This window comes from Nonomuraea salmonea (genome assembly GCF_042428605.1).
In the GTDB taxonomy this organism is placed as follows: Bacteria; Actinomycetota; Actinomycetes; order Streptosporangiales; family Streptosporangiaceae; genus Nonomuraea; species Nonomuraea salmonea.
Window position 1 is genome coordinate 715,247 of record NZ_JBHMCF010000029.1, and the last position, 24,654, is coordinate 739,900.

The window sequence follows — 24,654 nt, forward strand, 5'->3', positions numbered from 1 at the left end:
CACATCCTCTCCGGGACCCGCGACCGGCTACGTCAGGGAGCGCACCTCCCGCCGCCGCGCTACTCCCCCAGCAGTACGCGGGTGAACGCGTTGCCGAACTTGCCGGCGGGGTCGAGCCGGTGCACCAGCGACCTGAACCGCTCGGGGCACTCGGGGAACCGGGTGAACAGCTTGCCCCAGTGCGGCCGCGGATCGAACGGCGCCAGCGTCTCCTCCACCAGCTCCAGCACGGGCATGACGGTGGCGACGTCCCTGACCCAGGTGAAGTGGATGCCGACGGTGTCGCGGCCGTTGAAGGGGCTCAGCCACAGGTCGTCGGCGGCGATCGTGCGGATCTCGGAGATCTGCAGGGCCGGGCGGATGCGCTCGCCGATCGCGAACAGCTCGCGCAGCGCCTTGACCGCGTGCTCCCTGGGCAGCAGCAGCTCCGACTGCAGCTCGTCGCCCGCGCCGCTGGGCGGGGAGTCGGCGCGGAAGTGCGGCAGCCGGTCGTACCAGGGGCCGGGGACGCCGAGCTGGCCGGTGCAGGTGTCGGCCGGCATCGTGGGCAGCGGGTGGCGGGGGCCGTCGGCGGGGGAGGTGCCGTACCAGTCGGGGCTGGTCAGCTCGTCCTCGCGCTTGAGCCAGACGCGGGTGTCGCGGAAGTCGGTGAACAGGCTCACGCTGTAGCCGCTCGCCATGATGGCCTCGAAGTCGGCGAGCGCGTCCTGGGTCAGGCCCTCGCGGACGTACTGGCGCAGCTCGAAGGCGGGCACCAGGTCGAGCGTGAGCGAGGTGACGACGCCGAGCGCGCCGAGCGAGACCACGGCGCCGGCGAAGTCGGCGTCGCCGCGCGAGAGCGTCAGCGCGGAGCCGTCGGCGGTGACCAGGTCGATCGAGGAGACGGCGGCGGCCAGGCCCGGCTGGGTGACGCCGGAGCCGTGAGTGCCGGTCGCGACCGAGCCCGCGACGGAGATGTGCGGCAGGGAGGCCATGTTCGCCAGCGCGAACCCGGCCTGGTGCAGCAGCGGCGCGAGCCTGGCGTAGGTGGTGCGGGCGCCGACGCGCACCTTGGCGGCGGCACTGTCGATCTCCACGAGCTCGGGCATGCGGTCCAGCACCACGAGGTCACCGGCGGTGTCGGCGACGTGGTTGAAGGAGTGGCCGCTGCCGAGCGCCCGTACGCTGCTGCTGCCCGCGACGAGCCGCCGCAGCTCGTCGAGGGACGTCGGATGATGGACTTCTTTAGCGTGGAATGTGGTGTTTCCCGCCCAATTGGTCAGCGTCACGCGCTTCACCTTCCCACAACCCTTCCCACCAGGTCACGGCGGGTGCCGCGAGTTCCCGCGCGGCCGCTCGCGGCGCGGGAACTCGCGGACGATCAGAGACCCTGAGCCAGCCGGTAGTACGCCTGGTTCCAGCGCAGCTCCTTGGCGAAGCGCTCGGTCGTGGTGCCGGCGTCGATGATCACCAGCTCCACGCCCAGCATCTCGGCCAGGTCCGTCAGCTCCTCGCGGCCCACCGCCTGCGACAGCACGGTGTGGTGCGGGGCGCCGGCGGTCAGCCACGACTCGGTGGAGGTGCGCAGGTTCGGCCGCGGGCGCCACACGGCGCGCGCCACCGGCAGCTTGGGCAGCGGCTGCGGCGGCGCCACCACGTCGATCTCGTTGGCCACCAGCCGGAACCTGTCGCCCATGTCGGCCAGGCCCACCACGACGCCGGGGCCGGGCTCGGCGTCGAACACCAGCCGCACCGGGTCCTCGCGGCCGCCGATGCCGAGCGGGTGGATCTCGCACGACGGCGTGCCGGACGCGATCGACGGGCACACCTCCAGCATGTGGGCGCCGAGGATGAGCTCCTCGCCCGGCGTCATGTCGTAGGTGTAGTCCTCCATGAAGGACGTGCCGCCCTGGCCGCCGGTCATCGCCTTCAGCGTGCGCAGCAGCACCGAGGTCTTCCAGTCGCCCTCGCCGCCGAAGCCGTAGCCGTCGGCCATCAGCCGCTGCACGGCCAGGCCGGGGAGCTGACGCAGGCCGCCGAGGTCCTCGAAGTTCGTGGTGAACGCCCGGAAGCCGCCCGCCTCCAGGAAGCCGCGCAGGCCCAGCTCGATCCTGGCCGCGTAACGCAGCGAGTCGTTGCGGTCGCCGAGCAGCTCGGGAGCGACGCGGTACTGCTCCTCGTACTCCTTGACCAGCGCCGTCACGTCCGCCTCGGAGGCGGCGTCCACGGCCTCGACCAGGTCGTTGACCCCGTAGGTGTTGACCGACACGCCGAAGCGCAGCTGCGCCTCGACCTTGTCGCCCTCGGTCACCGCCACGTCGCGCATGTTGTCGCCGAAGCGCGCCAGCCTGAGCGTGCGCAGCTCGGCCAGGCCCGTCGCCGCCCGGTGCCAGGCGAGGACGCGCTGCCCCACGGCCGGGTCGCTGACGTGCCCCGCCACGGTCTTGCGCGGCACGCCCAGCCGCGTCTGGATGAACCCGAACTCCCGGTCGCCGTGCGCGGCCTGGTTGAGGTTCATGAAGTCCATGTCGATGGTCGCCCACGGCAGCTCGACGTTGGCCTGCGTGTGCAGGTGCAGCAGCGGCTTGCGCAGCGCGTCCAGCCCGGCGATCCACATCTTGGCCGGGGAGAACGTGTGCATCCACGCGATCACGCCGGCGCACTCGTCGTCGGCGTTGGCCTCCAGCATCACGCGCCGGATGGCGGCCGCGTCGGTCAGGACGGGCTTCCACTCCACCGGCAGGGGCAGCTGCTCGGCGATGCGCCGCGACTGCTCGGCCACCTGGCGCAGCGTGTCCTCGCCGTACAGTCCCTGGCTGCCGGTCAGAAACCAGATCTTCAACGCGGGCTCCTCTGTCCGTAGACGTTCTGATAGCGGTCGTACAGGCGGTCGATGTCGTCCTGCGCGATGGGCAGCGGGTCGCCGAGCTGGCGGGCCACGTGCACCGTACGCGCCACGTCCTCGCACATCACGGCGGCCTTCACCGCGGCCTTGGCGTCCTTGCCGATGCTGAACACCCCGTGGTTCTGCATCAGCACCGCCTTGGAGCGGTGGCCCTTGAGCGTCTCGACGATGCCCTGGCCGATCGAGTCGTCGCCGATGAGCGCGAACGGCCCCACCGGGATCTCGCCGCCGAACTCGTCGGCCATCGCGGTCAGCACGCACGGGATCGCCTCGCCGCGGGCGGCCCACGCCGAGGCGTACGTGGAGTGGGTGTGCACGACGCCGCCCACGTCCGGCATGTTGCGGTAGACGTACGCGTGCGCGGCGGTGTCGCTGGACGGCGAGTGCTCGCCCTCGACCAGGTTTCCGTCGAGGTCGCAGACGACCATGTTCTCCGGCGTCAGCTCGTCGTAGGAGACCCCCGACGGCTTGATGACGAACAGGTCCTCGCCGGGGACGCGGCCCGACACGTTACCGGCCGTCCACACCACGAGGTCGTAGCGGACCAGCTCGGCGTGCAGGTCCGCGACGGTCCTGCGGAGGGTGGTCAGATCGGGGGTGGTCATGCGCTTGCCTCGTTCCTGATCGCGCGCAGCGTGTGCAGCATCCGTCCGTCGGCGAAGAAGTCGTGCAGCCTGCGGTATTCGGCGTAGAGCCGGTCGTAGGCGTCGGCGCGGGCCGGGTCGGGCTCGTACGCCCGCTCGGCGCGCTTGCCCATCGCCGCGGCGGCCTCCTCGATGGAGGGGTAGGCGCCGGCGGCGACGGCGGCGTGGATGGCCGAGCCGAGCGCGGGCCCCTGGTCGGAGCCGATGACCGACAGCGGGCGGCGCAGCACGTCGGCGTAGACCTGCATGAGGAAGGGGTTCTTGAGCAGCCCGCCGGCCACCACGAACTCCTCGACCGGCACGCCGGACCGCTCGAACGTCTCGACGATCATCCTGGCGCCGTACGCCGTGGACTCGATGAGCGCCCGGTAGACGTCCTCGGGCCGGGTGGCCAGGGTCTGGCCGACGATCACGCCGGACAGGTTGTGGTCGACCAGCACCGAGCGGTTGCCGCCGAACCAGTCGAGCGCGACCAGCCCGTGCTGGCCGACGGCCTGCTTCTCGGCGAGCGCGGTGAGCTCGTCGTGGCCCTCGGTCCCGAAGGAGTCCACGAACCAGCCGAAGATGTCGCCGACCGCGGACTGCCCGGCCTCGTAGCCCCACAGGCCCGGCACGATGCCGTCCTGGACGACGCCGCACATGCCGGGCACCTCGGCCAGCCGGTCGCTGGGCATGATGTGGCAGGTGGAGGTGCCCATGATGGCGACCATCTGGCCGGGCCGCACGGCGTCGGCGGCGGCCGCGGTGACGTGGGCGTCCACGTTGCCGACGGCCACGGCGGCGCCCTCGGGGAGGCCGGTCCACTCGGCGGCGCGCGCGGTCAGCCGGCCGGCCAGGCCGCCCAGCGGAGCCAGCGTGACGCCGCCCACGTCGTCGCCGACCTGCCCGGTGGCGAGCTTGGCGGTGAAGTCGGCGAAGCCGGGGTTCAGCTCGGCGAGGAACTCCCGTGACGGGTAGCCGCCGTCCTGGAAGACGCCCTTGTAGCCGACGGTGCAGATGTTGCGGCTCTCGACGCCGGTCAGCTGCCAGATGATCCAGTCGGCGGCCTCGATCCAGCGCTCGGTCCTGGCGTAGACCTCGGGGGCCTCCTCCAGCAGCTGCAGCGCCTTGGCGAACTCCCACTCGGAGGAGATCTTGCCGCCGTAGCGGGGCAGCCAGCTCTCGCCGCGGCGCGCGGCCAGCTCGTTGATGCGGTCGGCGTGCGGCTGGGCGGCGTGGTGCTTCCACAGCTTGGGCCAGGCGTGCGGCTCGTCCGGAGTCTCGAAGCACAGCGGCGTGCCGTCGGCCGTGGTCGGCAGGACGGTGCAGGCGGTGAAGTCGGTGCCGATGCCGATGACGTCGGCGGCCGGCACGCCCGCCGCGGCGATGGCCTGCGGGACCGCGATCTTGATGACGTCGATCCAGTCCTGCGGCGACTGCAGCGCCCAGTCGGGGCCGAGGCGCACGTCGGTGCCGGGCAGGGTCTGCTCGATGACGCGGTGGGCGTACTCGTGGACGGCGCTGCCCAGCTCGGCGCCGTCGCTCACGCGTACGACGACGGCGCGCCCTGAGAGCGTGCCGAAGTCCACTCCGACGACGTACTTGTTAGCGTTCACATTGAACTCCAGGGTTTTCCGGGGGCATGCCCCATCATCTACCGGACAGGGGCGGTGCTGGCCCGAACCACGAAGCTCGGCCGCACGACCAGGCGCTCGAACGCGGTCGGGCCCACGTCGATCTGCCGCAGCAGCACCTCGATGCAGTGCCGGCCCACCACGTCGAAGTCCTGCCTGACCGTGGTGAGCGGCGGCGAGAAGAACTCCGACTCGGGGATGTCGTCGAAGCCGACCACGCTCATCTGGTCGGGCACCCGCACTCCCTTCTCGGACAGGGCGCGCAGCACGCCGAGCGCCATCTGGTCGTTGGCCGCGAAGACGGCGGTGACGCCGTCCATCGCGGCCAGGCTCTTGCCCGCCTCGTAGCCGGCGCGCGGGCTCCAGTCGCCGGCCAGCGGCTCGGGCACCGGCCTGCCCGCCTCCTCCAGCGCCGAGCGCCAGCCCTCGAGGCGGCCCTCGGTCTCCAGCCAGTCGTGCGGGCCGCTGACGTGCCAGACCGTCTCGTGGCCCTGGTCGAGCAGGTGACGGGTGGCGAGCCTGGCCCCCTCCGCCTGGTCGATGCAGACCACCGACACGTCGGCGCTGTGAGTGCCCTCGACCGCGACGGCCGGCATGCCAGGGGGCAGGCTCTCCAGGGCGCGGCCGGCCGAGCGCTGCGGCGCCACCACCACGACGCCGTCCACGCCCTGCTCGGCCAGGTAGCCGATGGCGTCGCGGACGCTGGCGGTGTCGAGCGACTTCAGGCTGACGATGCTGACGAAGTAGCCGGCCGTCCGCGCCGCCTGCTCGATGCCGTAGATCGTGCTGGCCGGGCCGTACAGGGTGGTGTCGAAGCTGACCACGCCGAGGGTGCGCGAGCGCTTGGTGACCAGGGCGCGGGCGACGAGGTTACGGCGGTAGCCGAGCCGGCTGATCGCCTCCTCCACCCGCGCGCGGGTGTCGGGCCTGACGTTGGGGTGGTCGTTGAGCACCCGGGAGACCGTCTGATGCGACACGCCCGCCTCCTTGGCCACGTCGGCCATGACCGGCAGGCGGCGCTTCGGTGTCGTCACGGTCTCTCCTTTCGCTCTGGGGGATCTTACTCAGGGGAGCCCGGGTACCGGATCTTGGTGCCGCGGGCTCCCCCGAGCCGTAGCCGTCAGCGGCCGGCGCCCGCCCTGCGCTTGGTCCACACGTCGAACGCGACGGCGGCCAGCAGCACCGCGCCCTTGACGAGCATGACCCGCTCGCTCGGGGAGCCGATCAGCGACATGCCGTTGTTGATGACGGCCATGATCAGGCCACCGGTGATCGCGCCGACCACCTTGCCGACGCCGCCCTGCACGGCCGCGCCGCCGATGAACGCCGCGGCGATCGCGTCCAGCTCGAAGCTGTTGCCCGCGGTCGGGCCCGCCTGGTTGAGCCGGCCGGCGAAGATGATGCCGGCGATGGCCGACAGCACGCCCATGTTCACGAAGATCCAGAACACGACAGACTTGACCTTCACGCCGGACATGATCGCGGCCTGCAGGTTGCCGCCGATGGCGTAGATCTGCCGGCCGAAGACCGTGCGGTTGGCCATCAGCGAGTACGCCAGCACGAGGATCGCCAGCAGCACCAGCACCCACGGCAGGTTCTTGAACCTGGCCAGCTGCACGACCAGGAACAGGATCAGCGCGGTCCCCGCCGCCAGCTTCAGCGCGAACAGCGCCATGGGCTCGACCGACTGGCCGTACCCCTTGCGCGCGGCGCGGGCCCGCCACTGGGCGGTGAACATGCCGGCGATCGCGATGATGCCGATGAGCAGGCTGAACAGGTCGGCGCCGCCGAGCGGGCCGAGGCCGATGTTGCCGAGGTAGCCGTCGGTGAAGCCGTTGGCCAGCGTACGGACCTGGTCGGGGAACGGCCCGATGCCCTGGTTGCCGAGCACGGTCAGCGTCAGCGCGCGGAACAGCAGCATGCCGGCCAGCGTCACGATGAACGCCGGGATGCCGAAGTACGCGATCCAGTAGCCCTGCCATGCGCCGATCAGCGCGCCCGCCACCAGCGTGGCGAGCAGGGCCAGCGGCCACGGCCAGCCCATGTTGACCATCAGCACCGCGGCCAGCGCTCCCGTGACCGCCACCACCGAGCCGACCGACAGGTCGATGTGCCCGGCGATGATGACCAGGATCATCCCGATCGCGAGGATCAGGACGTAGGAGTTCTGGACGATGATGTTGGAGATGTTCTGCGGCGTGAGCAGCGCGCCGTCGGTGAGCACCGAGAACAGCACGACGATCAGTGCGAAGGCGATGTAGATGCCGCTGGAGCGCAGGTTGAGCGATATGCCGCCGAGCGACACCCGGCCCGGCTGCTTGGGCGCTCCTCCGTCGCCCGCGGCGCCGGCCTCACGCAGGCCGGTGGGCGTGATGCTGCTCATGGGAGCTACTCCTGTCCCTTGGTCATGAGATACATGAGGCTTTCCTGGGTGGCCTCCTGGCGGGGTACCTCGCCGGTGATGCGTCCTTCGGAGAGGGCGTAGATGCGGTCGCACAGGCCGAGCAGCTCGGGCAGCTCAGAGGAGATCACGAGCACGGCCTTGCCCTCGTCGGCGAGCCGGTTGATGATCGTGTAGATCTCGTACTTGGCGCCGACGTCGATGCCCCGGGTGGGCTCGTCGAGGATGAGCACGTCCGGCTCGGTCATGATCCACTTGGACAGCACGACCTTCTGCTGGTTGCCGCCGCTGAGCTGGCCCACGACGCTGCCGACGCTCGGGGCCTTGATGTTCATGCTCTTGTGGAACTTCTCGGCGACCCGGTACTCCTCGTTCTCGTTCACCCAGCCGCGCTTGGCCAGGCCCTTGAGCCCGGCGGCGCTGATATTGGTCTTGATGTCCTGGATGAGGTTGAGCCCGTAGCGCTTGCGGTCCTCGGAGGCGTACGCGATGCCGTGGTTGATCGCGTCCTGCACGTTGCGGATCTCGATCGGCTTGCCGTCCTTGAAGACCTTGCCGGAGATGTGCACCCCGTACGTGCGCCCGAACAGGCTCATCGCCAGCTCGGTGCGGCCGGCGCCCATGAGCCCGGCCAGCCCGACGATCTCGCCGCGCCGCAGCATCAGAGAGGCGCCGTCGACGACCTTGCGGTCCGGCTGGCTCGGACTGAACACCGTCCAGTCCTCGATGCGCAGCGCCTCGTCGCCGATCGTCGGCTCGTGCGGCGGGAAGCGGTTGTCCAGCGCCCGGCCGACCATGCCCGCGATGATGCGGTCCTCGGTGACGGCGTCGGTGGCCATGTCCAGCGTCTCGATCGTGCGGCCGTCGCGGATGATCGTGACGGCGTCGGCGATCGCGATCACCTCGTTGAGCTTGTGCGAGATGATCACGCAGGTGATGCCCTCGTCGCGCAGCCCGCGCAGCAGGTCGAGCAGGTGCGCGGAGTCGTCGTCGTTGAGCGCCGCGGTGGGCTCGTCGAGGATGAGCAGCTTCACCTTCTTCGACAGCGCCTTGGCGATCTCGACGAGCTGCTGCTTGCCCACGCCGATGTCGGAGATCGGCGTCGTCGGGTTCTCCCGCAGGCCGACCCGCTTCATCAGCTCGGCGGCCTCGTAGTTGGTGCGGTTCCAGTCGATGATGCCGCGGCTGGCGCGCTCGTTGCCGAGGAAGATGTTCTCGGCGATCGACAGCTGCGGGCTGAGCGCCAGCTCCTGATGGATGATGACGATGCCGGCGTGCTCGCTGTCGCGGATGCCGCCGAACTCGCAGCGCTGCCCCTCGAAGAAGATCTCGCCCTCGTAGTCCCCGTGCGGGTAGACCCCGGACAGGACCTTCATCAGCGTCGACTTCCCTGCGCCGTTCTCGCCGCAGATGGCGTGGATCTCGCCGTGCCGAACCGACAGGTTGACGTCCTGGAGCGCTTTGACGCCGGGGAACGTCTTGGTGATCCCGCTCATCCGCAAGATGTGCTCGGTCATATGCCCCTCGCGTTCAGGGAGTGCCCCTGGGAACGGTCGTCCCCAGGGGCACGCTCCCTTACTTGAGCTGGTCCTCGGTGTAGTAGTTGCCGCCGACGATGACGTCCTTGTAGTTGCTCTTGTCGACGATCACCGGGTCGAGCAGGTACGAGGGCACGACCTTGTTGCCGTTGTCGTAGTCCTTGGTGTTGTTCACCTCGGGCTGCTGGCCCTTGAGCACGGCGTCGGCCATCTTCACCGTCTGCTCGGCGAGCTTGCGGGTGTCCTTGAAGATCGTGGAGTACTGCTCGTCGGAGATGATCGACTTCACCGACTGGAGCTCGGCGTCCTGGCCGGTCACGATCGGGTACGGCTTGCCGTAGCCGGAGCTCTTCAGCGCCGACAGGATGCCGATGGACAGGCCGTCGTAGGGGGACAGCACGCCGTCGACCTTGGTGGAGCCGGTGTAGGTCTTGGTGATGATGTCCTCCATGCGCTTCTGCGCCGTGGCGGGGTCCCACCGCAGGATGGCGGCCTGCTTGAAGTCGGTCTGGCCGCTCTTGATCACCAGGGTGCCGTCGTCGATCTTCGGCTGGAGCACCGACATGGCGCCGTTCCAGAAGAACGTGGCGTTGTTGTCGTCGGGCGAGCCGCCGAACAGCTCGACGTTGAACGGGCCCTTCTTGCCGTCCTCGACGCCGAGGCCCTTGAGCAGGGACGTCGCCTGCTGCACGCCGACCTTGAAGTTGTCGAAGGTGGCGTAGTAGTCGACGTTGGGGCTGTTGCGGATCAGCCGGTCGTAGGCGATGACCGGGATCTTCGCGTCGGCGGCCTGCTGCAGCTGGGAGGTGATCGCGGTGCCGTCGATCGAGGCGATGATCAGGAGCTTGGCGCCCTTGGTGATCTGGTTCTCGATCTGGTTGGCCTGCGTCGGGATGTCGTTCTCGGCGTACTGGAGGTCGACCTTGTAGCCGAGCTGCTCGAGCTGCTTCTTGACGTTGTCGCCGTCATGGATCCAGCGCTCGGAGGACTTGGTGGGCATCGTCACGCCGATCAGGGCGCCGGCGTTGCCTGCCGCGGCCGATGCGGAGGCGTCGGCGTCGACGGTCTTCGTGCTCGATCCGCACGCCGTCATGGTCGCGGCGAGCGCGATGGCCGACACCACGCCCCCGATTCGTCCCAACCTCATGAGTGTCCCTTTCCATAGGGGTCGCGGCAGCGCTGGAACGCGGCTGCTGCCGGGTAAAGTGAGGAGATTCAGCCACCGAACGTGACGAATCAGAACAAAGTTCACACCTGCTTCGCCCGATTGTTATCGCTAACAAAGACTATGTCAACGCCGGGGCATAACCTGATGGTAACTTTCCAGTCGGATGCTCGGGCCCTCGATCTCCGGCCTGACCAGGCATGACGCCTGGCCGGCCGCCCGATTGGGCAGGTTTCTTTACGGTTACCCCCTCCTCACCTCCGTGTTCGTGCGGAGAACAGCCGCTGCAGGAGGATGAAGACGAAGAGCAACATGCCGATGACGATCTTCGTCCACCATGACGACAGCGTCCCCTCGAAGCTGAGGACGGTCTGGATCAGGCCGAGCACGAGCACGCCGAGCACGGTCCCCAGCAGGAACCCGGTGCCGCCGGTCAGCAGCGTGCCGCCGATGACCACCGCCGCGATCGCGTCCAGCTCCATGCCCACCGCGTGCAGGCCGTAACCGGAGAGCATGTAGAACGACAGCAGCACCCCGCCGAGCGCCGAGCAGAACCCGCTGATCGTGTAGACCATGATCTTCGTCCGGCCCACCGGCAGCCCCATGAGCAGCGCCGACTGCGCGTTGCCGCCCGTCGCGTAGACCGACCGGCCGAAGCGGGTGTAGTGCAGCACGTACGCCGCCACCGCGACCACCACGACCGCGATCACCACGCTCGGCGAGATCCACAGATCGGCGAACAGATCGACCCTGGTCTGCGCGAACGCCGTGAACGTGGCGTCCCTGATCGGGATCGAGTCGGTGCCGATCGTGTAGCAGAGCCCGCGCGCCAGGAACATGCCCGCCAAGGTCACGATGAACGGCTGGATGTCGAAGGCGTGCACGATGTACCCCATCACCAGCCCGAGCCCGGCCCCGATGGCCAGCACCAGCGGCACCACGAGGTACGGCGGCCATCCAGGCCCCGACATGAGGCTGGCCGCGATCATCGTCGACAGCGCCACCACCGACCCCACCGACAGGTCGATGCCCCCCGTCAGGATCACGAACGTCATCCCCACCGCCACCACCAGCAGGAACGCGTTGTCGATGAAGACGTTGAGAATGACCTGCCCGTGCGCGAACCCCTCGTAGCGGATCCCGCCCGCCACGAACATGGCCACGAACAGGCAGCCGGTCACCAGGACCGGCAGATACTTCGCCGGCACCGGCATCCGCCCGAGCGTCGCCGTCCCGCTCATCGTGGTCATCAGACACCTCCGAGGAAACCCCCGCCTTCAGGCGCGGGAGGAATCGGACCCCTGAGGAGCAGGACAGGGGCAGCCGGTTCACTGTCAGGCGAACCGGCGTCAAAACCCGGCGCGGCACCGCAGGGTTCGGTAATGTGTTCGACGGTGGTGATGACCAAGCCATCGGACGAACGATCGGAAACATCCTCGCCGCCGGGCTGGCGGAGAGGTGAAACGCCTGTGGAGCTGGTGTAAGACCTCAACGAGAGTTCCTTTCTCGGGCGGGCGACCGGCGGTGAAGCAGGAAGCCTCACGGGCGACCGTGGGAATCCCCCTCGTTACGAAGGGGAGGATGTCAAGACCTCACTCCGTCCGGCGTGCTAGCCGCCTCACTGGGTGCCGCGGCCGTGGCGGGCGGGTTCAGTGGTGACGCCCGCCCGCGCCGCCGCATCACCTTCGCGCGGAACGCCGGCGACTGGATCAGGCACACCGCGGTCACGACCAGCGCCTTGAACAGCAGCGTCGTCTCCGGCGGCACGCCGATCGAGTAGATGGTGGTGGTCAGCGTCTGGATGATGAGCGCGCCCAGCACGGTGCCGCCGAGCGAGAAGCGCCCGCCGGCCAGCGACGTGCCGCCGATCACCACCGCCAGGATCGCGTCCAGCTCGATCCACAGGCCCGCGTTGTTGCCGTCGGCGCTGGAGACGTTCGAGCTGATCATCAGGCCCGCGACGCCCGCGCACAGGGCGGCGAAGGCGTAGACCATGACGATGATCCCGCGCGACCTGATGCCCGCCAGCCTGCTCGCCTCGGCGTTGCCGCCGACCGACTCGATCAGCATGCCGAGCGCCAGCCGCCTGGTCAGGAACGCGGTGATCGCGAGCACCGCCACCACGATGAGGATGCCGAACGGCACGGTCAGGAAGTAGCCGCCGCCGATCACCTTGTACGCCGGGCTGTTGACGGTGATGATCTGCCCGTCGGTGATGAGCTGGGCCAGCCCGCGCCCGGCCACCATGAGGATCAGCGTGGCGATGATCGGCTGGATGCCGATGCCGGCGACCAGGAACCCGTTCCACACCCCGAGCGCCAGGCACAGCCCGAGGGCCACCGCCACCGCGGTGAACAGGCTCGCCTCCTCGCTGATGAGCAGGCAGGCGAGCGCGCCCGAGATGGCCACCACCGAGCCGACCGACAGGTCGATGCCGCCGGTCGCGATGACCAGCGTCATGCCGAGCGAGACCAGGATGAGCGGCGCGCCGAAGCGCAGGATGTCGATCAGGCTGCCGTAGAGGTGGCCGTCCTTGACCTCGATCGAGAAGAAGCCGGGCGTGAAGAACACGTTCAGCGCCAGCAGCAGGACCAGCACCACGACCGGCCACATCAGGCGTCTCATGAGGCCCGGCCTCCGCTCGCGATCGTCTCCATCAGCACGTCGGTGGTCAGCTCGGCGTCGTTGGGCAGCTCGGCCACCAGCCGGCGGTCACGCAGCACCTCGACCTTGTGACTGAGCCGCAGCACCTCCTCCAGCTCCGCCGAGATGAACAGCACCGCCATCCCGCCGTCCGACAGCTCCGCCACCAGGCGCTGGATCTCGGTCTTCGCGCCGACGTCGATGCCGCGGGTCGGCTCGTCGAGGATGAGCAGCCTGGGCTCCAGGATCAGCCACCTCGCCAGCACCACCTTCTGCTGGTTGCCGCCGCTGAGGTCGCGGACCAGGTGCTCGGGGTTGGGCGGGCTGATGTTGAGCGCCTTGATGTATTTGCCGACCAGCTCGTCCTGCTGGTCGCGGGGCACCGGCCTGGTCCAGCCCCTGGTGGCCTGCAGGGCCAGGATGATGTTCTCGCGGACGGTGAGGTCGGGGATCAGACCGTCGGACTTGCGGTTCTCCGAGCAGAACGCGATCTGGTGGGTCATCGCCGTGCGCGGCGTGCGTAAGGACGCCGGTGCGCCGCCGACCGCGATCTCGCCCGTGCTCGCGTGGTCGGCGCCGAACAGCAGCCGGGCGATCTCCGTACGGCCGGAGCCGAGCAGCCCGGCCAGTCCCACCACCTCGCCTTCGTGGATGGTCAGGCTGAACGGCTCGATCGCCCCGGTACGCCCCAGCTCGCGCGCCTCGACCAGCGGCGTGCCGGACACCGTGGCCGTGCCGTGCAGCCGCTCCAGCGCGGCCAGCTCCTTGCCGATCATCTTCGCGACCAGCTCGACCTGCGGCAGCTCGCGGGTGGCGTACTCGCCGACCAGCCGGCCGTTGCGCAGGATCGTCATGCGGTCGGAGATCTCGTAGATCTGGTCGAGGAAGTGCGAGACGAACAGGATCGCGATGCCCTCCTCCTTCAGCCGCCGCATCACCCTGAACAGCTGGCGCACCTCGTCGGCGTCGAGGCTGGAGGTCGGCTCGTCCAGGATCAGCACCCGCGCGTCGATGTCGATCGCCCGCGCGATCGCCACCATCTGCTGGACGGCCAGCGAGTACGACGACAGCGGCGCCGCCACGTCCAGCTCCAGCTCCAGCCGGGCCAGCAGCTCACCCGCGCGGGCCCGCATGCGCCGCCAGTCGATGCGGCCGAGGCGGCGCGGCTCCCTGCCGAGCAGGATGTTCTCGGCCACGGACAGATTCGTGCAGAGGTTGACCTCCTGGTAGACCGTGCTGATGCCGGCCTGCTGCGCCTCCAGCGGGCTGGCGAACGCCACGGGCGCGCCGCCCAGCTCGATCGTGCCGGCGTCGGCGGCGTACACGCCGGTGAGCACCTTGATCAGGGTGGACTTGCCCGCCCCGTTCTCGCCCATCAGCGCGTGCACCTCGCCGGGCAGCAGCCGCAGGTTCACGCCGTCCAGGGCCGTCACCCCCGGAAACCTCTTGCCGATCCCGCTCATCGTCAGGACCGGCGCGGGTACGGCCATGTGCCTTTCCCCTTCCGTTGGGGCGGCGGCCCGGGCGCCTGCTCCGGGCCGCCGCTCGTCGTCGTCACGCCCTGCGGGTCAGTACTGGCGGGAGGGCAGCGCCTCCTTGGCCTGCTCCTGGGTGAACGTGGTCTCCTCGGTCACCACCCGGGTCGGCACCTCCTCGCCCGCGACGACCTTCTTGGCGAGGTCCATGAGCTGCGGGCCGAGCAGCGGCGAGCACTCGACGATGTAGTTGATCTTGCCGTCGGCGAGCGCCTGCATGCCGTCCTTCACCGCGTCCACGGTGATGATCTTGATGTCCTTGCCGGGCACCTTGCCCGCGCCCTCGATCGCCTCGATGGCGCCGAGCCCCATGTCGTCGTTGTGGGCGTAGAGGACGTCGATGTCGGGGTTGGACTTCAGGAAGGCCTCCATGACCTCCTTGCCCTTGGCCCTGGTGAAGTCGCCGGTCTGCGAGGCGATGATCTTGAACTTCGCGTCGGCCTGGATGACCTCGGCGAAGCCGGCCTTGCGGTCGTTGGCCGGGGCCGAGCCGGTCGTGCCCTGCAGCTCGACGATGTTCACGGTGTCGGAGGAGTCCTTGTACTCCTCGACCAGCCACTGGCCCGCCTTCTTGCCCTCCTCGATGAAGTCGGAGCCGAGGAAGCTCTTGTAGAGGGAGGTGTCCTGGGAGTCGACCGCGCGGTCGGTCAGGATGACCGGGATCTTCGCGTTCTTGGCCTCGTTGAGCACCGGGTCCCAGCCCGACTCCACCACCGGCGAGAAGGCGATCACGTCCACCCGCTGCTGGATGAACGAGCGGATCGCCTTGATCTGGTTCTCCTGCCTCTGCTGCGCGTCGGAGAACTTGAGCTCGATGCCCGCCGCCTTCGCCGACTCCTGGACGGACTTGGTGTTGGCGGTACGCCAGCCGCTTTCCGCGCCGACCTGGGAGAAGCCCATGACGATCGTGTCGTCCGTCCCGCCACCGGCACCCGCGTCGCCACCGGTGCCGCCGCCGCTCTCGCTGCCGCACGACGCCACCGCGAACGCGGTGAGTCCGGCGAGCACCAGCGCCGAGATCCTTCTTAACACGTGGGGGGTTCCTTTCGATGTGAGCGCTAACAGGCCCGGTTGGGCGCCAGCGCGTCCTGCCTTTCCACAGCTCGCTCAGGCCGGAGGGGCCGTACTGGCCCTGGCCACGAACGAGGGCGGCACCACGAGCCGCTCCCGCTCTTCGAGGCCGCCTTTGAGCTGCCGTACCAGCACCTCGATGCTGTGCCTTCCCACCGCGCCGAAGTCCTGTCTGATGGTCGTGAGCGGCGGGGAGAAGTACGCCGACTCGGGCACGTCGTCGAAGCCGACCACGCTCACCTGCTCGGGCACTCTCACCCCCTGCTCACCGAACGCCCGCAGCACGCCGAGCGCCATCTGGTCGTTCGCGACGAAGACCGCCGTGACGTTCCTCATGCTCGCCAGGCCGCGGCCCGCCTCGTAGCCCGATCGCGGGCTCCAGTCACCGGCGAGCGGCCGCGGGATCTCGCGGCCCGCCTCCTCCAGCGCGGCCCGCCACCCGGCCACCCGCCCTTCCGCCTCCAGCCAGTCGGAGGGACCCCCGACGTGCCAGACCGTCTCGTGGCCGAGCGCGAGCAGGTGCTCGGTGGCGAGCCTGCCGCCCGCGACCTGGTCGACGCAGACCACCGACACCTCGCCGGCCTGCCCGCCCTCGACGGCGACCGTGGGGATGCCGGACGGCAGGTCGGCCAGCGCCTGGGCGGCCGAGCGCTGCGGCGCGACCACCACCGCGCCGTCCACGCCCTGGTCGGCCAGGTAGTCGAGGGCGTCGCGGACGCCGGCCCTGTCGATCGAGGTGAGGCTGACGATGCTGACGAAGTAGCCGGCCGCCCTGGCCGCCTGCTCGATGCCGTAGACGGTGCTGGCCGGGCCGTACAGGGTGGTGTCGAAGCTGACCACGCCGAGCGTCCTGGAGTGCTTGGTGACCAGGGCGCGGGCGACGAGGTTACGGCGGTAGCCGAGCTTGTCGATGGCCTGGAGCACCCGCGTACGGGTCTCGCTGCGGACGTTCGGATGGTCGTTGAGCACGCGTGAGACGGTCTGATGCGACACGCCGGCCTCTCTGGCCACGTCGGCCATGACAGGCAGGCGGCGCCCCAGGGTGGATCTCACGGCCGTGCTCCTTTCCTGGCTTGGCCCCGACTGTGAACGCTCACAATCCCTTCCGTCAAGGGCTCGCCGGATTACGGTCGGGTTACACAGCCGCCTCTTGACGCCCCTGGTCGGACGTCCCTAACGTGGCGCTGATCGCGCTTGTTAACGCTCACTTCTGTGTTAACGCTAACAACTCGTGAGGAGCCCCCCGCTCATGTCGCGCATCATCCTGTCGGCCCTGCTCGTGGCCGCTTCCCTGGTGGCGCCCGCCCGCGCGCCCACAGAACCCGCCCCCTTACCCGGCGGCGCCGTCGTGGACGAGTTCGACGGCACCACGCTCGGCCCCGACTGGAGCGTGCTGTCCCCCGACGACTCCCGCTGGAGCCTGTCCGGCGGCGCCCTGCACCTCGGCACCTCCACCGGCGACACCCACCAGGCCACCAACAACGCGCGCAACCTCTTCCTCGTGGACGTCCCCGACGGCGACTTCGAGGTGGTGACGCGGCTCAGCGCCCCCGTGGCGCTCGACTACCAGAGCGCGGGCCTGCTGGCCTGGCAGGACTGGGACAACTACGTCCGCGCCGGGCTCGCCCACGTCGGCTTCGAAGGCGGCCCGGTCATCGAGACGGCCACCGAGGCCGGCGCCGCCTTCACCTCCGCCTTCTCGGCCCGGCCCGGCTCCACCGCCGAGGTGCTCAAGCTGGCGCGCACCGGCGACGAGTTCGTCTCCTCCTACTGGGACGGCGCCGCCTGGGTGGAGGCGTCCAGGATGACCGCCAGGCTCGCGGTCGGGCAGGTCGGGCTGTTCGGGCTCTCGGCCCAGAACGGCACCTCCATGCGGGTGGACTTCGACTACTTCGCGATCAAGGCGGCCCCTGGCCGGGCGGTGGTGCCCGAGGGGACGTTCACGCTGCGGGCGGCGGAGCGGCCGTACCTGACGGCCGAGCGCTCGGGCGCGGTGCGCGCCTCGGCGTCTGCGGGCATGACGAGCCTGGCCTTCACCGCCGAGCCGAGCGGCGACGGCGTCAGGCTCAAGGACGTGGCCGGCGGGAAGTACCTGGAGGCGGCGGCCAAGGTGCGCCTGTCCGCCCAGGGCTCGGTCTTCAAGCTCACCGACGCGGGCGGCGGCAAGGTCACGCTCACCTCGGGCGATCGGGCCGTCGCCGTCAGCGGCGGCGCGCTCGTCATGGGCACGCCGCCCGCCAGGTTCCGCGTCGAGGGGTACACCACGGGCGAGCTGACCGTGGACACCCGGGCCAAGGGCACGAAGGTCAGCCCCGACCTGTACGGCGTCTTCTACGAGGACATCAACCACGCCGCCGACGGCGGCCTGTACGCCGAGCTGGTGCAGAACCGCTCGTTCGAGTTCAACGCGACCGACGAGCCCACCTACACGGGACTGACCGCCTGGACCAAGGCCGAGCGCGGCGCGACCGCCGCCCTGGCCGTCACCGGCGACCGCCCGCTCAACGCGAACAACCGCAACTACCTGCGCCTCGACGTGACCGGGACGGGCACGGCCGGGGTGCGCAACGCCGGCTTCAACCGGGGCCTGCCGCTGCGCGAGGGCGAGCGCTACGACCTGTCGCTGTGGGCCAGGCGCAGCGAGCCGGGCACGCTCACGGTCACCGCCGAGGACGGCACGACGATGCTGGGCCGGGCCACCGTGCGGGTGAAGGCGGGCGGCTGGGCCAGGTACCGGGCGTCGTTCACCGCCTCCGCCACGACCGACGCGGGGCGGCTCGTCGTGCAGGCGCCCGCCGGGCGGACCGACCTCGACATGGTGTCGCTGTTCCCGCGTGAGACGTACAAGGGGCACGGGATGCGGGCCGACCTGGCGAAACTGATCGCCGACCTCGAACCGCGGTTCCTGCGCTTCCCCGGCGGCTGCGTGACGAACGTCGGCACCTACGACCCGTACGCGGAGACCGGCGACCGGCGCCGCATCTACCAGTGGAAGGAGACGATCGGCCCGGTCGAGGAGCGGCCCACCAACTTCAACTTCTGGGGCTACAACCAGAGCTACGGCCTCGGCTACTACGAGTACTTCCAGTTCGCCGAGGACATCGGCGCGAAGGCGCTGCCGGTGCTGTCGGTCGGCGTCAACGGCTGCGGCGAGAACCGGCCGCTCACCGACGAGGCCAAGCTGGCCCGCTGGGTGCAGGACACGCTCGACCTCATCGAGTTCGCCAACGGCCCCGCCACCTCCCCCTGGGGGAAGAAGCGGGCCGAGATGGGGCATCCGAAGCCGTTCGGGCTGGAGTACATCGGGCTCGGCAACGAGGAGATCTACGAGGAGTTCTTCACCAACTATCCGAAGTTCGCCGCCGCGATCAGGGCGAAGCATCCCGACATCACGATCATCAGCAACTCGGGGCAGACCTCGCAGGGCGCCTGGTTCGACCGGATGTGGCAGTTCGCCCGTGACCAGAAGGCCGACCTCGTCGACGAGCACTACTACAACAACCCCGACTGGTTCCTCGCCAACAACCACCGCTACGACTCCTACGACCGCGAGGGGCCGCAGGTGTTCGTGGGCGAGTACGCCTCCCGGGGCAACACCTTCTACAACGCGCTGAGCGAGGCGTCGTACCTGACGGGCATCGAGCGCAACTCCGACGTGGTGAAGCTGGCGTCGTACGCGCCGCTGCTGGCCAACGTCGACTACGTGGACTGGTCGCCCGACCTCATCTGGTTCGACAACGACCAGGCGTACGGCTCGCCCAGCTACCACGTGCAGCGCCTGTTCGCCACGAACGCCGGCGACCGGGTCGTGCCCAGCAGGTTCGAGGGCGAGCCGCGGCCGGTCGAGGACATCAGGGGCGCCGTCGGGCTGGGCGCGTGGAACACCGCGGTCCGCTACGACGACGTCAAGGTCACCGCGGCCGACGGCACCGTGCTGCTGGCGGACGACTTCTCGGCCGGCGCCGGCCGCTGGTCGCCGGGGCTCGGCACGTGGGCGGTGCAGGACGGCGCGTACGTCCAGACCGCGCAGGTCGAGGACGCCAGGTCCACGGCGGGCTCGGCCGACTGGTCGAACTACACGATCGAGGTGACGGCACGCAAGACCGCCGGCGCCGAGGGCTTCCTGATCATGTTCGGGGTCCGCGACAGCGGCAACTACTACTGGTGGAACGTCGGCGGCTGGAACAACACCCAGTCCGCCGTCGAGAAGGCGGTCAACGGCGGCAAGTCGTCCATCGCCACCTCCTCCGCCACCGTCGAGACCGGCCGCGACCACCGGCTGAAGGTGCAGGTCAGCGGGCGCACGATCACGACCTGGCTGGACGGCGAGAAGGTCGACGAGTTCGTCGACGCCTCCCGGGTGGAGCCGCTCTACCAGGTGGTCTCCAGGGACGGGAAGTCGATCACGCTCAAGGTCGTCAACGCGCAGGACAGTGCCGTACGCGGGAGCGTGGACCTCGGCCCGGCACGGCTCCGCCCGTCGGCCACCGTGACGACGCTGACCGGGTCGCCCTCCGACGTCAACTCCCTGTCCGACCCCGACCGCATCTCGCCGCGGCGGCAGCGGGTGACCGGCTTCTCCTCGGCCTTCACCTACGACTTCCCGGCGTACTCGGTGACGTTCATCGAGCTCACCGAACCGTGACCGTGCGGAGACGGGCCCCCTGGGCCCGGGGGCCCGTCTCCGCTCACGGCACGACGCGGTAGTGCGTGGTCATCCTGGCGCCGTCGAACACGTGGAAGGCGATCAGCGGCGGCAGGGCGTAGTCGATGGCCTCGGCGAAGCTGACGCCGCCCTCCCAGGGCAGCTTCAGCGTGGACACCACGCCGCCGCCCACCAGCAGCGGCCGGCCCGCGAACGTGGTGGCGGCGGCCGTGTGCGCGTGGCCCACCAGCACGGCGGGCACGTTCGGATGCTCGGCGAGCAGCGCTTCGAGGCGTTCCGTCCGGTGCATCCTGATGCCGTCGATGCCAGGGCCGTGCAGCATGACCGGCGGGTGGTGGAAGGCCACGAACACCGGCAGCCCGCCGCTGCCCGCCAGCACCCCCGCGAGCCAGTCGAGCGTCTCGTCCTCCAGGTGGCCGGCGGCCTCGCCGGGGATGGAGGAGTCGCACATCGCGTAGATCGCGTTCGGGGTCCGCAGCACCTGGTTGACCGGCCGGTCATCGGCCGGCCGGCCCAGCAGGACGCGGCGGAATTCGGCGCGCACGTCGTGGTTGCCGGGCCCGATCAGGACGGGGTGGCGGGAGGTGAGGAGCTTGGCGGCGCTCTCGTACTCCTCGGCCGTGCCGTGGTCGGCGATGTCGCCGGTGACGAGCACGGCGTCGAGGTCGGCGGGCAGCGCGTCGAGGTAACGCATGACCGCCGCCGTACGGGTGACGGTCTCGGCCGTGGCGCCGATGTGGACGTCACTCAGATGCCCGATCACGATCATGTCGGTAGCCCCTTCCCTAGGTCCTGCTCCTAACGTAGACCGAGCCCGCCGGCGGGCTCAGAGCCACTTCCGCGTGCGTACGCCCGACCAGTCCGGGAACCCGGCCGCCGTTCCGGACGTTCTTCCGACTGAGCGCATGACGGTGGAGGAGGGACAGTGGGCTGGCACTACAACAAGTCGGTCAAAGTGGGTCCGTTCCGGATCAACCTTTCACGGCACGGCATCGGCCACAGCTTCGGCGGACGCCGCTTCCACGTCTCGACCACCCCCGACGGCCGCCGTCACGTGTCGGTGCGCCTGCCCGGCGGCTTCCACCTCGGCAAGACGTTCGGCGGCCGGCGCCGCCACCACCCCTACTGACCCTCGGCGGTCCTCGTGACCGCTCGTCATAGAAACGGGCCGGAGGCTTATACCTCCGGCCCGCCCCTTTTCTCACCGGTCAGGGGGCGTAGCCGGCGACGAGTTCGGCGCCGATGCGGGCCAGCTCCGTCCTGACCTCCTCGGGCTCCACCACCTCGGCCCGCGCGCCCCACCCGGCGAGCTGCTCGGCGAGCGTCACGGCCATCGGGGCCGCCACCCGCACCCTGGCCCGCCCGTCCTCCTCCTCGCCGACGACCTCGCAGTGCCGCCCGAACCTGTCCCGCAGGATCGGGACGAACCGCGCCGCGATGAGCACGGTGGCCGCGACCGTCGAGCGCCGCCGTTCCATCTCCTCGACGACCTCCTGCCAGGCGGCTCCCGCCTCGAAGTCATCGGGCCGCTCGAACTCCTCCTCCGTCGGCTCGGCCCCGGTGATCCGGTCCACCCGGAAGGTCCGCCGCCCGCGCTCTGTGCCGGCCAGCAGGTACCAGACGCCGTCCTTGTCCACCAGCCCGTACGGATCGACCAGCCGCTCGCTGCGCCCGTCCCGCCCTTCGTACGCCAGCCTGACCCGGCGCCGCCGCACGGTGGCGTCCCGCAGCACCCGCACCGCGTCGGGCGGCTCCTTCCCGGTCGCGCCCCAGCCGGCGGGATCGACCACGACCGCGCTCGCCGCCGCCGCCGCGCCCTCCCTGAACGTCGCGGGCAGCGCCCGCAGCAGCTTGCGCAGCGCCGAGCGCACCTCGGGCGTCGCGGGCGCGGCGGGCCCGGCGAGCAGGAACAGCGCCTGCGCCTCCGAGGAGGACAACCCGCTCAGGTCGGTACGCGCACCGCCCAGCAGCCGCCACCCGCCGCCCCGCCCCGCCTGCGGATAGACGGGGACGCCCGCCGCCGACAGCGCCTCCAGGTCGCGGCGCGCGGTGGCCACCGACACCTCCAGCTCCTCGGCCAGCTCCGCCGCGGTCACCCTGCCGCGCGCCTGCATGAGCAGCAGCGCGGCCACCAGTCGATCAGCTCGCATGTCACCGATTCTCTCCGGAAAAGTAGTCAGAAGATGAGCACTTTTCCGGAGCATCCTGGTCTTCGTACCAGCAACCGGAAGGACACCGACATGCTCCGCGGATTCGCCACCTTGACGTTCTGGGCCGCCGACCACGAGGCCGCGCAGGCGTGGTACACCGAGTTCCTCGGCGTCGAGCCGTACTACCGCCGCCCCGGATACGTCGAGTTCCGCCTGGGCGACTACCAGCACGAGTTCGGCATCATCGACGGCCGCTACGCCCCGCCCGGCACGACCGGGCAGCCGGCGGGCGCCATCATGTACTGGCACGTGGACGACCTGGAGGCCACGGTGGAGCGGCTGCTCAGCATGGGCGCCAAGGAGCACCAGCCGATCAGGGAGCAGGGCGACGGCTCCGGCTTCGTCACGGCGTCGGTGGTGGACCCGTTCGGCAACGTGCTCGGCGTCATGCGCAACCCGCACTACCTGGCCGTGCTCGACGGCCGCTGAGCAGCCCCCGGAACCGCGAAACGCCCCGCCATCAGGCGGGGCGCTGCTCGACATCCTGTGGAGCTATGGGGATTCGAACCCCAGACCTCCTCCATGCCATGGAGGCGCGCTACCAACTGCGCCATAGCCCCTTGCGATCAACAAGTGTAACGGAGGTTCGGAGCCCTCGTGTCACGTCGCGGCTCTGTGGTACGTCTTAGGGTTCATGCCGACCTTCGAGGAGCACCGCAGTCTGCTGACCGCCGTCGCCTACCGCATCCTGGGCAGCGTGACCGACGCGGAAGACGTCGTCCAGGAGGCGTGGCTGCGCTGGTCGGGGGCCGATCGCGCGGACGTCGCCGACCCCAAGGCCTATCTCGTCAGGGTGACCTCGCGGCTGGCCATCGACCGGCTGCGGCAGCTGAAGGCGCGGCGGGAGTCGTACGTCGGGCCGTGGCTGCCCGAGCCGATCTCCACCGGGCCCGACGTCGCCGAGCACGCCGCGCTGGCCGACTCCGTCGAGCTGGCGCTGCTGGTCGTGCTGGAGACGCTGACGCCGCTGGAGCGGGCCGTGTTCGTGCTGCGGGAGGCGTTCGACCTGCCGTTCGCGGAGATCGGGGAGATCGTCGGACGCAACGAGCCGGCCGTCAGGCAGCTCGCCAGGCGGGCGCGTGAGCGCGTACGCGAGCGGCGGCCGCGCTTCGACGTGGACCGCGACGAGCGCCGCCGGATCACCGAGCGGTTCTTCGGCGCGGCGGCGGAAGGCGACCTCGACGGGCTGATCACGCTGCTGTCCGACAAGGTGCAGCTGGTCAGCGACGGCGGCGGCAAGGCCAGGGCGGCGCTGCGCGCCATCACCGGCTCCGCGAACGTCGGCCGCTTCCTCGCCTCCATCACCACGCAGGAGAACATCGCCAAGTTCATGGCCTCGATCGGCCTGCCGGACGTGCCGGACTGGTCGTTCACCATGGACACGATCAACGGCGCCCCCGGCATCGTCATGTCGGCCGGCGACCGGGTCGTCGGCGTCCTGTCCCTCGTGATCGTGGACGGCCGCGTCGAGACGATCTACTTGATGGCCAACCCCGAGAAGATCGCCCACCTCCACCCCACCGCCTGATCGGTCAGGCGGCGTGGCGGGTCGGGATGGCGGCCTCGCGGACCACTGCGGACACGTTCACGCCTGACGCGCGCAGCATCCGTTCCGCGCCGTTGGCGGCGTCGGCGAGCAGGCCCCACAGGAGGCGTTCGCCGGTCACCGGGCCGGGGCGGGACGCCGCCACCTCCACGACCTTCCTGGCGTGCATGGTGAGCGGCAGCTCGCCGAGCGGCCCGTACAGGGTGACGCGGAGCGGGCGCAGGCGGGAGCGGCGCAACGACCACCGCCGGGGGTCGGCGGCACCGGCGCGGGTGCGGCGGTGCACCTCGTCGAGGTCGATGCCCAGCGTGGCGAGCAGCGCGCGGGGGTCGGGCAGCGCGGCGTGCCGGCGCACGTCGGCGGGGGCGGCGGTGAAGTGCTCCAGCCGGAACGGCCGCACCTCCGCGAGCCCGAGCAGGAGCGGCCCGGTGTCGAGCGCGGGCAGTCCCGCGTCCAGCGCGTGGATCCCGCCCGCGACCACGGCCGCACGGGCACCCTCGGCGAACCTGGCGAACATCATCGGCTTCTCCCCGTCCTGCGTGCGTGCTTGCGGTGCGCCGACTGCCGCCGGACTCCCAGCGCGTCGGCGATCTGCTCCCAGGACCAGCCCTGCGCGCGGGCGGTGGACACGTGGACCGCCTCCAGCTCCTCCAGCAGCGCCCTGAGCGCGGCCACGGCCCGCAGCCCGTCATGGGGGTCGCGTCCTGCGGCCGTCTCGGCCAGTTCCTTGACGTCCAT

The 24,654-nt window shown here is 70.2% G+C and carries 21 protein-coding genes and 1 tRNA gene; 4 read left to right on the plus strand and 18 right to left on the minus strand.

What is annotated here, in order from left to right; genetic code table 11:
- Nucleotides 1-59: 59 nt before the first annotated feature.
- The 13 genes from ACFFR3_RS27405 to ACFFR3_RS27465 all read right to left on the minus strand — a co-directional run bounded on the left by ACFFR3_RS27405 (nt 60) and on the right by ACFFR3_RS27465 (nt 16,514).
- Complete coding sequence (locus tag ACFFR3_RS27405) at nt 60-1,268, minus strand: FAD-binding protein (protein ID WP_364363098.1); 1,209 nt, start codon at nt 1,266-1,268, stop codon at nt 60-62.
- 92 nt (nt 1,269-1,360) lie between these two features.
- Entirely contained in the window at nt 1,361-2,821 is a 1,461-nt protein-coding gene (gene araA, locus ACFFR3_RS27410) for an L-arabinose isomerase (protein ID WP_345387856.1), read from the minus strand.
- Entirely contained in the window at nt 2,818-3,489 is a 672-nt protein-coding gene (locus tag ACFFR3_RS27415; protein WP_345387859.1) for an L-ribulose-5-phosphate 4-epimerase, read from the minus strand. Before ACFFR3_RS27415 ends, araA begins: the two co-directional genes overlap by 4 nt.
- Nucleotides 3,486-5,123: a ribulokinase gene (araB, locus tag ACFFR3_RS27420; protein WP_345409319.1), complete on the minus strand. Its 1,638-nt coding sequence runs from the start codon at nt 5,121-5,123 to the stop codon at nt 3,486-3,488. The genes ACFFR3_RS27415 and araB overlap by 4 nt, the downstream gene beginning before the upstream one ends.
- Before the next feature lie 38 nt (nt 5,124-5,161).
- A complete protein-coding gene (locus tag ACFFR3_RS27425) occupies nt 5,162-6,175 on the minus strand; it encodes a LacI family DNA-binding transcriptional regulator (protein WP_355412953.1) in 1,014 nt (337 codons plus the stop codon).
- Between the two features lie 86 nt (nt 6,176-6,261).
- Nucleotides 6,262-7,524: a multiple monosaccharide ABC transporter permease gene (mmsB, locus tag ACFFR3_RS27430; RefSeq protein ID WP_345387861.1), complete on the minus strand. Its 1,263-nt coding sequence runs from the start codon at nt 7,522-7,524 to the stop codon at nt 6,262-6,264.
- A 5-nt stretch (nt 7,525-7,529) separates the two neighbouring features.
- A complete protein-coding gene (mmsA, locus tag ACFFR3_RS27435; RefSeq protein WP_345387864.1) occupies nt 7,530-9,059 on the minus strand; it encodes a multiple monosaccharide ABC transporter ATP-binding protein in 1,530 nt (509 codons plus the stop codon).
- Between the two features lie 58 nt (nt 9,060-9,117).
- Nucleotides 9,118-10,227, minus strand: coding sequence for a multiple monosaccharide ABC transporter substrate-binding protein (gene chvE / locus ACFFR3_RS27440; RefSeq protein WP_364363087.1), 1,110 nt, complete (start codon nt 10,225-10,227; stop codon nt 9,118-9,120).
- Between the two features lie 272 nt (nt 10,228-10,499).
- Complete coding sequence (gene yjfF, locus ACFFR3_RS27445; protein WP_364363084.1) at nt 10,500-11,495, minus strand: galactofuranose ABC transporter, permease protein YjfF; 996 nt, start codon at nt 11,493-11,495, stop codon at nt 10,500-10,502.
- A 334-nt stretch (nt 11,496-11,829) separates the two neighbouring features.
- Entirely contained in the window at nt 11,830-12,870 is a 1,041-nt protein-coding gene (locus ACFFR3_RS27450; protein ID WP_345387872.1) for an ABC transporter permease, read from the minus strand.
- The gene (locus tag ACFFR3_RS27455) at nt 12,867-14,378 is read right to left on the minus strand and encodes a sugar ABC transporter ATP-binding protein (RefSeq protein WP_364363078.1); all 1,512 of its coding nucleotides are present in this window, start codon (nt 14,376-14,378) and stop codon (nt 12,867-12,869) included. Before ACFFR3_RS27455 ends, ACFFR3_RS27450 begins: the two co-directional genes overlap by 4 nt.
- A gap of 78 nt (nt 14,379-14,456) precedes the next feature.
- Nucleotides 14,457-15,455 (minus strand): ABC transporter substrate-binding protein, encoded by a 999-nt coding sequence (locus tag ACFFR3_RS27460; protein WP_345387876.1) that lies wholly within the window; start codon nt 15,453-15,455, stop codon nt 14,457-14,459.
- 75 nt (nt 15,456-15,530) lie between these two features.
- Nucleotides 15,531-16,514 (minus strand): LacI family DNA-binding transcriptional regulator, encoded by a 984-nt coding sequence (locus ACFFR3_RS27465; RefSeq protein WP_379484093.1) that lies wholly within the window; start codon nt 16,512-16,514, stop codon nt 15,531-15,533.
- 229 nt (nt 16,515-16,743) lie between these two features.
- On the opposite strand from ACFFR3_RS27465, the gene ACFFR3_RS27470 reads away from it, so the two are divergent.
- Nucleotides 16,744-20,139 carry an alpha-L-arabinofuranosidase family protein gene (locus ACFFR3_RS27470; RefSeq protein WP_379484071.1) on the plus strand — a complete coding sequence of 1,132 codons (3,396 nt, stop codon included), beginning with the start codon at nt 16,744-16,746 and terminating at the stop codon, nt 20,137-20,139.
- Between the two features lie 43 nt (nt 20,140-20,182).
- On the opposite strand, the gene ACFFR3_RS27475 is transcribed toward ACFFR3_RS27470, so the two are convergent.
- Nucleotides 20,183-20,929, minus strand: coding sequence for a metallophosphoesterase (locus tag ACFFR3_RS27475; RefSeq protein ID WP_345387882.1), 747 nt, complete (start codon nt 20,927-20,929; stop codon nt 20,183-20,185).
- Nucleotides 20,930-21,085: 156 nt separating this feature from the next.
- Here ACFFR3_RS27475 and ACFFR3_RS27480 point away from each other — a divergent pair, with 156 nt between their 5' ends.
- Nucleotides 21,086-21,289: a DUF4236 domain-containing protein gene (locus ACFFR3_RS27480; RefSeq protein ID WP_379484072.1), complete on the plus strand. Its 204-nt coding sequence runs from the start codon at nt 21,086-21,088 to the stop codon at nt 21,287-21,289.
- Between the two features lie 79 nt (nt 21,290-21,368).
- Here ACFFR3_RS27480 and ACFFR3_RS27485 read toward each other — a convergent pair whose 3' ends face one another.
- Nucleotides 21,369-22,310 carry a helix-turn-helix transcriptional regulator gene (locus ACFFR3_RS27485; RefSeq protein ID WP_345387884.1) on the minus strand — a complete coding sequence of 314 codons (942 nt, stop codon included), beginning with the start codon at nt 22,308-22,310 and terminating at the stop codon, nt 21,369-21,371.
- A 90-nt stretch (nt 22,311-22,400) separates the two neighbouring features.
- Between ACFFR3_RS27485 and ACFFR3_RS27490 the strand changes: the two genes are divergently transcribed.
- Nucleotides 22,401-22,799, plus strand: a complete 399-nt coding sequence (locus tag ACFFR3_RS27490) for a VOC family protein (protein ID WP_345387886.1) — start codon at nt 22,401-22,403, stop codon at nt 22,797-22,799.
- A gap of 58 nt (nt 22,800-22,857) precedes the next feature.
- Here ACFFR3_RS27490 and ACFFR3_RS27495 read toward each other — a convergent pair.
- Nucleotides 22,858-22,930, minus strand: a tRNA-Ala gene (locus ACFFR3_RS27495).
- Between the two features lie 74 nt (nt 22,931-23,004).
- On the opposite strand from ACFFR3_RS27495, the gene sigJ reads away from it, so the two are divergent.
- Nucleotides 23,005-23,898: an RNA polymerase sigma factor SigJ gene (sigJ, locus tag ACFFR3_RS27500; RefSeq protein ID WP_345387888.1), complete on the plus strand. Its 894-nt coding sequence runs from the start codon at nt 23,005-23,007 to the stop codon at nt 23,896-23,898.
- Between the two features lie 4 nt (nt 23,899-23,902).
- Here sigJ and ACFFR3_RS27505 read toward each other — a convergent pair whose 3' ends face one another.
- Together ACFFR3_RS27505 and ACFFR3_RS27510 are read right to left on the minus strand one after the other, a co-directional pair.
- A complete protein-coding gene (locus tag ACFFR3_RS27505) occupies nt 23,903-24,436 on the minus strand; it encodes a hypothetical protein (protein WP_379484073.1) in 534 nt (177 codons plus the stop codon).
- Nucleotides 24,433-24,654, minus strand: coding sequence for a helix-turn-helix domain-containing protein (locus tag ACFFR3_RS27510; RefSeq protein WP_345387892.1), 222 nt, complete (start codon nt 24,652-24,654; stop codon nt 24,433-24,435). The genes ACFFR3_RS27505 and ACFFR3_RS27510 overlap by 4 nt, the downstream gene beginning before the upstream one ends.